Origin of the sequence: Sinorhizobium glycinis (genome assembly GCF_001651865.1) — a bacterium.
GTDB classification, from domain to species: Bacteria; Pseudomonadota; Alphaproteobacteria; order Rhizobiales; family Rhizobiaceae; genus Sinorhizobium; species Sinorhizobium glycinis.
The window spans coordinates 172,091-181,558 of the sequence record NZ_LPUX01000066.1 but is presented as its reverse complement, the minus strand read 5'-3'; the positions used below and the strand labels follow the sequence as shown (position 1 = coordinate 181,558).

Here is a 9,468-nt window from a genome sequence, read left to right as displayed (position 1 = left end):
AGCATCGTGGAGGCTCCAGAGAATCAACGACTGCTCAATTGAATCAGATACATAGCACTTCTTCAACAGCCCCACCCGGCAACGTTGCCATGTGGCGCTGAGAACCTTGGTGACGGCCGCCTTGAGGCCTTCGTGCGCATCGGAGACGACGAGCTTGACGCCGCGCAGTCCGCGCCGGGTCAGCTTGCGCAGGAACTCGGTCCAGATCGGCTCGGCCTCCGAGGTGCCGATCTCCATGCCCAGCACCTCGCGCCGGCCGTCTGAGTTGACGCCGACGGCGATGATCACGGCGACCGAGACGATGCGGCCGCCACGGCGGACCTTCAGGTAAGTGGCATCGATCCACAGATACGGCCAGTCGCCTTCGATCGGTCTTTCGAGGAACGCTTTGACCTTGCCGTCGATCTCCTCGCACAGCCGGCTGACCTGGCTCTTCGAAATACCGCTCATGCCCATGGCCTTAACCAGGTCGTCGACCGAGCGGGTCGAGATGCCCTGCACATAGGCTTCCTGGATGACCGCCGTCAGCGCCTTCTCGGCCATGCGCCGCGGCTCCAGGAACGAGGGGAAGTAGGAGCCTTTCCGGAGCTTCGGAATGCGCAGCTCGACCGTGCCGGCCCGCGTCTCCCAGTCGCGCTCGCGGTAGCCGTTGCGCTGGGCCAGCCGCAGCGGGGTCTTCTCGCCAAAGGCGGCGCCGGTGGCGGCCCCCACCTCAAGCTCCATCAGGCGCTCGGCGGCGAAGCCGATCATCTCGCGCAGGAGATCGCAATCCGGGGTCTTCTCCACGAGCGCGCGCAGGCTCATCATGTCGTCGGTCATCGATGGTTCCTTCGAATCAGGTTGGTGTCAGCAACCCGACCCTACCGGGGAACTTCGATGACCACCGCTACGCCGCTCGCTCGCTACGGCGCTATCGAGGGCGCGCTCGCGAGCGGCTTGGCTACCGCCCAGCTACACCACTGGTGGGGACGCGACCGAGTTGTCGGTCTAGACTTAAACCCTGGCATGCTTGCAGTGGCCCGAGCTGCGGCTGACTCGGAATTACCGATCGAATGGGTCGAAGGGAGTGCTCTTGGTCTTCCATTTCCCGGACGCCTCCTTCGATGTCGTCCTCTGCCAACTCGGACTCCAGTTCTTCCCGGACCGGTTGCGAGCCCTTCGCGAGATGAGGCGGGTACTGGTGGCCTCCGGTCGGCTTGCCCTCAGCGTCTACAGTGCCATCGAGCGCACGCCTGCGCGCATCTTGGCGCAGGAGCGTCAAACACGAAGCGCGCTGAACATATCTTTGCTGAGGCGGAGGAGCTGCGCACCCTAGTCTCAGGCGCAGGCTTCGATCAGGTGGAAATTCACACTGTCACCCAACAGGTTGCGTTCCCGTCTGTCCTCGACTATGTGCGGTTTCAATTGACGGCGACGCCGATGGCGGTGCTTTTGTCGGAGCGTTCTCAGTTCGACCGCGAAGCTGTGATAAACGCTATCGCTTCAGACGCTCAGTCCGTGTTGCTGGACTCATACGTGCTAGCAGATGGCCGGTTGCGATTTCCCCAGGAAGGGTATGTGGCAACTGCAGTGAGCGGCGGTTAGTCGGCGATTTGTCCGCTTTCCCCCCGATGCTGCCATTCCCCGCACAAAAACAAACCTAAACGCAGCGACACCTAGAGCTGACAGTATTTTGACCGTGAGCGCGGCCGTCTGAAGGATTAATATGGATCAAGGAGCGAATGTCTTTATCTTGACGAATCCGGGACGAGGAGGCTGTCCATGTCCACGAGCAATGTCGACCGTCCACTCTGTGCCGTACGGCAAAGTTCCCCCCCGATGCGGACCTTCGCGATATCTGGATGCTCACCATTGTTATCTGGCCACATCTCCCGCTTGCGTTCATCAAAGCCGAGGACGCGTTTGCTATCGGTCCACCGTGCGACCTCGCCCTCCATTCCATCCGGATCCCTGAAGGTAACGAGGCGGATGGCGCCGAAATCCGTAATGGTCCCATCCGACGCGCCAGCCTTCACCAGACGTCGTCTGACTTCTTGTAACCGCACTTCATCGTCTACGTTCAGCGCGAGATGATCTATGTGGCCTCTCTTCCCCATCTGCATCGAGCCGTCTTCATACCCCGTTGGTTCCGGCATTTGGAATGAATGGAGGGCGAAGCCTCCTCCAAGGTCGATAAGCGCGTGACGAACAGCGCCGCCACCGGGACCGGGCTCGGAGAGATCGAACTTGGTCTCTGCATCGAAGACTTCTTCGTAGAAGCGAATGAAACGGTCCATGTCGCGTGTGAACACCGTGAGATGGTGTGCACCGACGGTTACAGGAATACCGAGCCTCCCTTGCCGACATGCAGAACATAGCAAATCGCATCGAACCGGGCGACCTGAAGTCGCGACACGTCACCGACGCGAATGACCAATTTTGTCTGCAATAAGGCCATTGGGGGTTGTGGCTGCCAACTTCCGCTTCCCCCCGATAGTGTTGAAGAAGTCAGGCTTTTGGCCGGAAAGGTGGTTCGCTCATGACGTCGCAATTGAGGTCGACGTGACCTCCTCGCGCTAACTGGCCGGGATTACCGTCCGCCGGCTGCAGATCTTGGCCAACTTCCTCAGGTTCTGGGCAATGGCGGCGAGGTGGAACTCATCGCGGGCACCGCAGGGGCCGCGTAGTCGCAATCTATCGAGCTTCAGAATGCGTTTGAGGTGCGCGAAGAGCATCTCCACCTTCTTTCGCTGATAGCGTGACGTCTGGTACGCGTCGGTTTTGGCGATGTCGCGAGCCATGTCGCGAGCGCCCTCATAGATTGAACGCGTTACCTTGCGCGCCGGCGTCTTCGGACAACAGCGGGGCTTAAGTGCGCAGGCGTCACAATCATGCTTGCTCGCCAGATAACGTAGCGTGTTGTCCTTTCCCACACCGGTCCGCGGTGTCGAGAATCGCCGATGGTAGTGCTGAAGAAGCTTACCACCTGGGCAGCGGTAGGTATCGCTTGCATGGTCGTAGGCGAAGTCCTCACGCGAGAAGGTGCCGTCCTTGCGCTTGGACTTATCGAACACCGGGATATGCGGCTCGATCCCGCGCTCATGCACCAGCCAGTTCAGCATCTCGGCCGAGCCGTAGCCGGTGTCGGCAATCAGCCGTTCCGGCCACAGGCCGAGTTCGTCGTGAGTACGCTCGATCATGGTCTTTGCGGCCGTCACCTCGGCCTGACGCACGGCAGTCGAGGGCTCCACGTCCACGATGATGGCGTGCTCTACATCGATCAGGTAGTTGGTGCAGTAGGCGTAGACAGCCGGGCCGCCCCAAGAGGCGGTCCAGCGTGCCGCTGGGTCGACCGGCGAGATGAACTTGGGCTCCACCGGCGTGGCGGCTCCGAAGGCGGCATCATCCAGGGTGGCGAGATACTCTCCCACAGCCCGCTTGGCTTTGGGGTCGAGCTCCTCGGCTGTCTCGATCCCGCGCTGACGATGCGCGTCCGCGACGATCAGGCTGGCATCAACGGCAAAGCCTTCGCCGCCGACGAGACCTTCTCTCATGCAGCGCCGCACGACGCTCTCAAACAGCTCACGCAGCAGATCGGCATCACGGAAGCGGCCATGGCGCGTCTTGGAGAAAGTCGAATGGTCCGGCACATCGCCCTCGAGGCCAAGCCGGCAGAACCACCGATAGGCCAGGTTCAGGTGGACTTCCTCGCACAGCCGCCGCTCCGAACGGATGCCGAAGCAGTAGCCGACAATCAGCATCCGGATCAGCAGTTCGGGGTCGATCGACGGGCGGCCGATCGGGCTGTAGTAGGGCGCGAGGTGCTGGCGGACACCGGAAAGGTCAACGAAGCGGTCGATGGCCCTGAGAAGGTGGTCCGCCGGCACGTGCCGTTCCAGACTGAAGCCATAGAAAAAGCTCCTCCTGCATCACACTTTGCTCGCCCATCATCGACTCAATCTCCTTCCGGTAAGAAGACTGAATCAGTGCTTCAGGACTGTTTCAAGCGGGACTTTTTCAACACTATCCCCCCTTTGCAGACGCTCGGCGGACCCGGCAAAGCCGCCGTGTCCGACACTTTTAATCCCACGCCTTGATGGGAATCGAACAGCAGACCCTGTGCCGCTGCCGCGGGCTTAATGCTTAAAGCAGTTTTCCCGGTGCCATCGAAGGAACTGCGGATGCGGCCTTTCGTGAGGCCGCTGCGGAACGATTGCACGTCCCGTTCTATTGATGAGCGACTGGATGCTTTCCGGATCGTTCACCTGTCGCGAAATCAGGATGTCCAGTTCGTCGGAGAGGCTGATCAGACCCCGGTCGAACATCCAGTGGGCGGTCCCGGAAAGCGCGATGCCATTGCTCAGGATATCAGGACCGTTTGTTTCCACCGAACGAATATGCGCAGCGTCCACTTCGGCACGGCCGCCGCCGTTAATCAGCTTCAGTCCGGTGATCGCGCATCGCTTGTCCTAAGCTTTGAGGACAAGCCGGCGGAAAAGACGATTGCGAACGATTCGAGACGTGAGCTGAGTGACGCGATCACGCTCCTGCTGAAAACTGAAGAGTGACTGCGGTTGCTCGCCAAATCCGCGCGCCTGATCGACGATCTCCGGCTCGCCGATCCGTGGCAATTCCGGCTCCCGTTCATCGAATCCAAGCGAGAGAATGCGATTGAAATCACCCGGAGAGATCGGCCTCACAGCGGCGCCCGTCCGGAAATGCGGCCGTCGTCATTCAGCACGCCGCGTTCGACCACCCCTTCGGCATTGCTGAAGGGAACCGCCTTGATGAAATCGAGATAGGTCCCCGGCTCAATCAGCGCGAGGTACATGCCGGGCGCATTGCGATCCGGAATGACCTCAGCGACCTTGGCGATGGCAAAATACCCACGTGTCGCGGCAACCTTCCTCGGCTAAGGATGGTGATGCCGCTTCTGACGCCGTTGGAAGGGCGTGTTGTCGAGACGGTCTTTACGAAGCTGTCTCCTCCGCCGGAAACACAGGAACCTGGTATTCCGCAGGCATCACCGACATTGAGACCGCCGCCGCCGAAGCGCTCATGTTGGACTTCTATCTCTGGGCTTTTACTCCGCACGAAACACCTCGTTTGCCCTGAAGACGCCCACACTCGTAGGTCAAGAACGCGTGGCGAATCCGGAACGAAGGATGATGCCACGGACTACGATCGTTCGGACAGCGCGTCGAGATACTTTGGCTTGAGGATGGGAATCACGAGTTAAAGTCCCGCAAGATGATCTCGGGGTTCTCCTCCCCTAATATGGCTGCCGCGGTGAGGGTCTGGGCTGGACCTTTCAGCCATATTTCCCCGCGCTATGCCGGGACTTTCGCGCCACACATGCCCTGGGAATTCAACTGCTTCGTTCAAGGCTTTGGAGAATCTGCCGCTGAACTTGCTCATCCTGGTCTCGTATCGCATCCGTCAACGCTTGTAGCTTGGAGCGCAGACCGTGGACCTGATCAACGAGTGCCATGATGACGTCGATACCCTCGTGGTTGACCCCCATGGTTTCGCTGAGATCGAGGATCAAGAGACCACGCGCCACGTCGGCGTCATGAAACTCTCCCCGTCCATCGTTTTTGGCGGGGACGACCCAGCCCTGTTCCATCCATATGCTGAGCGTTGAGTGCTCGATGCTAAGTCGTTCGCAAAACTCCGAATGTCTCATATCAACCTCCCCAAGCTCTGCGAGGATTTTGGGCCTCTCCCGCCGACCATGATGTGGCGAATGCTGCAAGGTCAGGGTCTGCGGGATCGGGAAGAATGACCTTGACGGTAATGTACTGGTCGCCGCTGCCGCCGCCCCGCTTGGTGACCCCCTTGCCCTTTAAGCGCAGCGTTTTCCCGGTGCTCGAATTGGGCGGCAGCGTCAGTGTCACATTGCCAGATATCGTTGGGACCAACACCTTTCCCCCGAGGATCGCTTCACGAAGGGAGATGGGCATCTCAATCCGGATGTCGTCACCATCGCGGGTGAAGATCGGGTGAGGCCGTACGTGAACTTCAATCAAGGCGTCACCAGCCGGCCCGCCGCCGGGGCCAGGTTCGCCTTTACCTCGAAGCCGAAGTGGCTGCCCGTCCTGAGTGCCTGGAGGGATCTGCAGGTCAAGCGTGGTTCTGTCCGGCAGCGTGATCTGCTTCTTCGCGCCGTTGACTGCTTCAAGGAAATCTACCTCCATGGCGAAATGAAGATCTCTTCCGCGCGCATGCGTTTGCCCATGGCCTCTTCGCGAAAAGAAGCTCGAAAAAATGTCGTCGGCCTCGCCAAAATCCGAGAAGCCGCTCGTACTTTGGTAGCGCGTGTCAGCACCCGGAGTCGCTGCATACTCCTTGTAGTAGTTTCGAGCGGCCTGCTCTGCCCCGGTCGCATCTATTTCGCCTTTGTCGAAGCGTGCGCGCTTCTCCTCGTCGCCCAGCAACGCATAGGCCGCGGACGCCTCCTTGAACCGGTCCTCCGCGTTCTTGTCGCCAGGATTCAGGTCAGGATGGAGTTTCTTCGCAAGCTTGCGATAGGCGCTCTGAATCTCTTTTTGAGTCGCGTTCTTTGCCACCCCGAGGGTTTCGTACGGATCGTTGGCCATTTACCTCCCGCCGCCACGTTATCAAGAACAGAGAAATAGATCAGGGGCCGTGTCCATCAAGCGCGATAGGGCATAACAGGCGTCACCTCCATCATCGTCGCCAGCCGGACAGCCCACTGGAAGCGCGCGGGCACCGTTCTCCTGCTGCCGGCTTCGCCAAGGGCTTACGGACACTCGACACATTCCTGGCAGATGCCGTACCCGTCGGGGTCGTCTCCCATTGGGCGCTGACAATACGAGCACCGCATGCTTCCCTTCACAGCGCATCTTTTGGGCTCAGGCGGGATTATCTCGACCGCCTCCTGATCCAATTCCACGGTGTCGGTTTCCATCTTTTTCCTCCGATGCGACCGGCAACGTTTACAGGCGCGCGAGCAGCAAGATATCGGTGCCGCCGGCGTTCGATCTCGACGCGTTCTCTTTTGCAGATGTCGCAGATGTCATCGAATTCGGCGCCGGCAATGCCGGCGACGCGGATTGTCTCGCGGTTGCGCACGACGGTCGGCTCGCTGCCGTCGATCACTGCCCCCATCGCGAGTTCCGGCTCCCGGGGTACCCCGATCTTGCGCACTAACTAGCAGAAGGTCGAGGGGGCGCGCCGAGATGGCTTGCGACCTCGGCCGCGACAGGCACGGCCCACGTGGCAGCGCGAGCACAACGACGTCTTCGCCCCGAAAATGTTCGAGCGCCTTCGCCAACTGTTTTCCAGCCTCAGTACGGTTCGAGAAACGCACGCGCCTATCTCCGTTCCTGTTCGACTTCGCGCTGACGGCAGTAGTGACCGAACCACTCCGCTGCGGCGGCGGCCACCGCATCGAGCGCTCCCGGTTCCGAGAACAGGTGGGAGGCGCCCGGAACAATCTGCAGCTTCTTGGAACCGGCAAGCATCGCCAAGGCTGCCCGGTTCAACCCGAGAATGTCACGATCCGATCCCCCCACGATTAGGAGCGTCGGCATCCTGACCTCTTCGAGCGCCCCCGCGAGGTCCGGGCGACCGCCTCGCGAGACCAGTGCAGACACCTGGTCGCCGAGCTCGGCCGCCGCTTGAAGAGCCGCAGCTGCGCCGGTGCTCGCGCCGAAAAGACCGATTGGCAGCCCTCGAGTCCAATTGGCAGTCGAGGCCCACTTGCATGCACTAACCGTCCTCTCGGCCAGAAGCGGGATATCGAAAACATTGGCGCGATTTTCAGCTTCCTCTTCACTGAGGAGGTCGAAAACCACGGTTGCAAACCCCTGCTCCCGCAACGCTTCCGCAACATAAACGTTGCGCGCGCTGTTGCGGCTGGAACCACTGCCATGAGCGAAAACGATGACTCCGCGCGGGTTTGGCGGAAGGCGAAGGCGACCCGGCAAGCCGTGCGGCGCGATCTCGATATCGATGACTTCGGATCTGTTGATTGTTGTCTGCGCAGTGCCGGATGTCATGGCTCGCCTCTTCAAGAAGGAAATGCGATGGCTTCACAGAAACAGTTGCAGTGTTGCACAACGTCGCAGAATGACTTTGATCCTGCTCAATCCACGTCGGCAACGGCTGCCAATACGAGGGCAAGGAACGGAGAGAGCCGCACAAGCCCATGTCGGCGCGTCGTAGCGATGCGCTCAGCAAGCCGCGACAGACGATCTTTGACCATAATCAATGCTGCCCGCCCGCATTCCGGTCATTCTTGGTTTGAGGAGAAGGAGGCGGTAATGGCAGCGGGTATCGACATCGGGAGTGACAAACAGCGGTCGTCGCCGAACCTTGCTGACTATGACGCAGTCCGGCATGGCTTTGTCTGGCCCACGCCGGAGGAGACTTTCGGTCGCCGCGTTGACGCGCCCGGCTGCTTCAATATCGGCTACGAAGCGACCGATCACCATGTTGCCGCTGGACGTGGCCGGCGTATTGCCGTGCGCTCGATCGCTGCGGAAGGTCTGGCGACGACATTGACGTATGCAAGGCTTGCGGAAGACAGTGCCCGTTTTGCCAATGCGCTCGCCGATCTGGGGATTGTGCCGGGCGAACGCGTCTTCACCCTTCTCGGTCGCGTGCCGGCACTTTACATCGCTGCCCTCGGAACCTGGAAAAGAGGTGCCGTGTTCAGTCCCCTTTTCTCCGCCTTCGGCCCGGAGCCGATCAGGGCGCGCATGCAGATAGCGGAAGCGAGGGCGCTTGTTACCACTGCGCGACTGTTCGAGCGTAAGGTGAAGCCGGTACTTGGTGACCTGCCGAGCCTGAAGACGATCATCCTGGTCGGCGGCGGCGATGGTGGGGTGGATTTCGATTTGGCGCTCGCCGGACAGCCGAACACTTGCGACATCGCCCCAACCCGTGCAAATGATCTCGCAGTCATCCATTTCACCAGCGGCACCACGGGGCGGCCGAAGGGAGCAATGCACGTGCACGGCGCGGCCGTCGCCCACAAGCTGACGGCGGCCTACGCGCTGGACCTGAAACCGGACGACATCTTTTGGTGCACCGCCGACCCCGGCTGGGTGACGGGCACCTCCTACGGCATCATTGCGCCGCTCCTGATCGGCTCTACGCTCATCTCAGACGAGGAGGAATTCGACGCTGAAAGATGGTACGTCAATCTCGAGCGTGAGCAGGTGACCGTCTGGTACACCGCCCCCACGGCGGAACGACCTCAGCCGCCTACGCCTGATCGCCAGCGTCGGCGAGCCGCTCAACCCCCAAGCGGTGATCTGGGGGCGCGATGTCCTGAAGCGGCCGATCCACGACAACTGGTGGCAGACCGAGACGGGCGGCATCATGATCTCCAATTTTCTGTCGATGCCGATCAGGCCGGGCTCCATGGGTCGGCCGGTTCCAGGAATTGAAGCGGCTGTGGTGAGGCGTGAGACCTCCGGTGCCGTGACTTTTGTCGAAACGCCGGGCGAGCAGGGTGAA

6 protein-coding genes and 4 pseudogenes are annotated in these 9,468 nt (G+C 60.7%); 3 read left to right on the top strand and 7 right to left on the bottom strand.

The window, feature by feature from the left end; translation table 11 throughout:
* Nucleotides 1-819 (bottom strand): IS256 family transposase (locus tag AU381_RS24900; protein ID WP_244520125.1); only part of this gene is annotated, 819 nt, incomplete at its 3' end.
* Nucleotides 820-876: 57 nt separating this feature from the next.
* Between AU381_RS24900 and AU381_RS31120 the strand changes: the two are divergent.
* Both AU381_RS31120 and AU381_RS30885 read left to right on the top strand, forming a co-directional pair.
* Nucleotides 877-1,032 (top strand): annotated as a pseudogene (locus tag AU381_RS31120) (class I SAM-dependent methyltransferase); the annotation flags it as partial.
* A 34-nt stretch (nucleotides 1,033-1,066) separates the two neighbouring features.
* Entirely contained in the window at nucleotides 1,067-1,315 is a 249-nt protein-coding gene (locus AU381_RS30885; protein ID WP_064244302.1) for a class I SAM-dependent methyltransferase, read from the top strand.
* Nucleotides 1,316-1,727: 412 nt separating this feature from the next.
* On the opposite strand, the gene AU381_RS24890 is transcribed toward AU381_RS30885, so the two are convergent.
* The 6 genes and pseudogenes from AU381_RS24890 to AU381_RS24860 form a co-directional block, all read right to left on the bottom strand.
* Nucleotides 1,728-2,360: a VOC family protein gene (locus AU381_RS24890; protein ID WP_223843481.1), complete on the bottom strand. Its 633-nt coding sequence runs from the start codon at nucleotides 2,358-2,360 to the stop codon at nucleotides 1,728-1,730.
* A gap of 195 nt (nucleotides 2,361-2,555) precedes the next feature.
* Nucleotides 2,556-3,930 (bottom strand): annotated as a pseudogene (locus AU381_RS24885) (transposase).
* Between the two features lie 185 nt (nucleotides 3,931-4,115).
* Nucleotides 4,116-4,891, bottom strand: a pseudogene (locus AU381_RS30150) (HNH endonuclease); the annotation flags it as partial.
* A 456-nt stretch (nucleotides 4,892-5,347) separates the two neighbouring features.
* Nucleotides 5,348-5,665: a chaperone modulator CbpM gene (locus tag AU381_RS24875; RefSeq protein WP_014857820.1), complete on the bottom strand. Its 318-nt coding sequence runs from the start codon at nucleotides 5,663-5,665 to the stop codon at nucleotides 5,348-5,350.
* Nucleotide 5,666: 1 nt separating this feature from the next.
* The gene (locus AU381_RS24870) at nucleotides 5,667-6,578 is read right to left on the bottom strand and encodes a DnaJ C-terminal domain-containing protein (protein ID WP_014857821.1); all 912 of its coding nucleotides are present in this window, start codon (nucleotides 6,576-6,578) and stop codon (nucleotides 5,667-5,669) included.
* Nucleotides 6,579-7,316: 738 nt separating this feature from the next.
* On the bottom strand, nucleotides 7,317-8,003 hold the full coding sequence (locus tag AU381_RS24860; RefSeq protein WP_014857823.1) for a dienelactone hydrolase family protein: 687 nt from the start codon (nucleotides 8,001-8,003) through the stop codon (nucleotides 7,317-7,319).
* 27 nt (nucleotides 8,004-8,030) lie between these two features.
* Between AU381_RS24860 and AU381_RS24855 the strand changes: the two are divergent.
* Nucleotides 8,031-9,453, top strand: a pseudogene (locus AU381_RS24855) (AMP-binding protein); the annotation flags it as partial.
* Nucleotides 9,454-9,468: the final 15 nt, after the last annotated feature.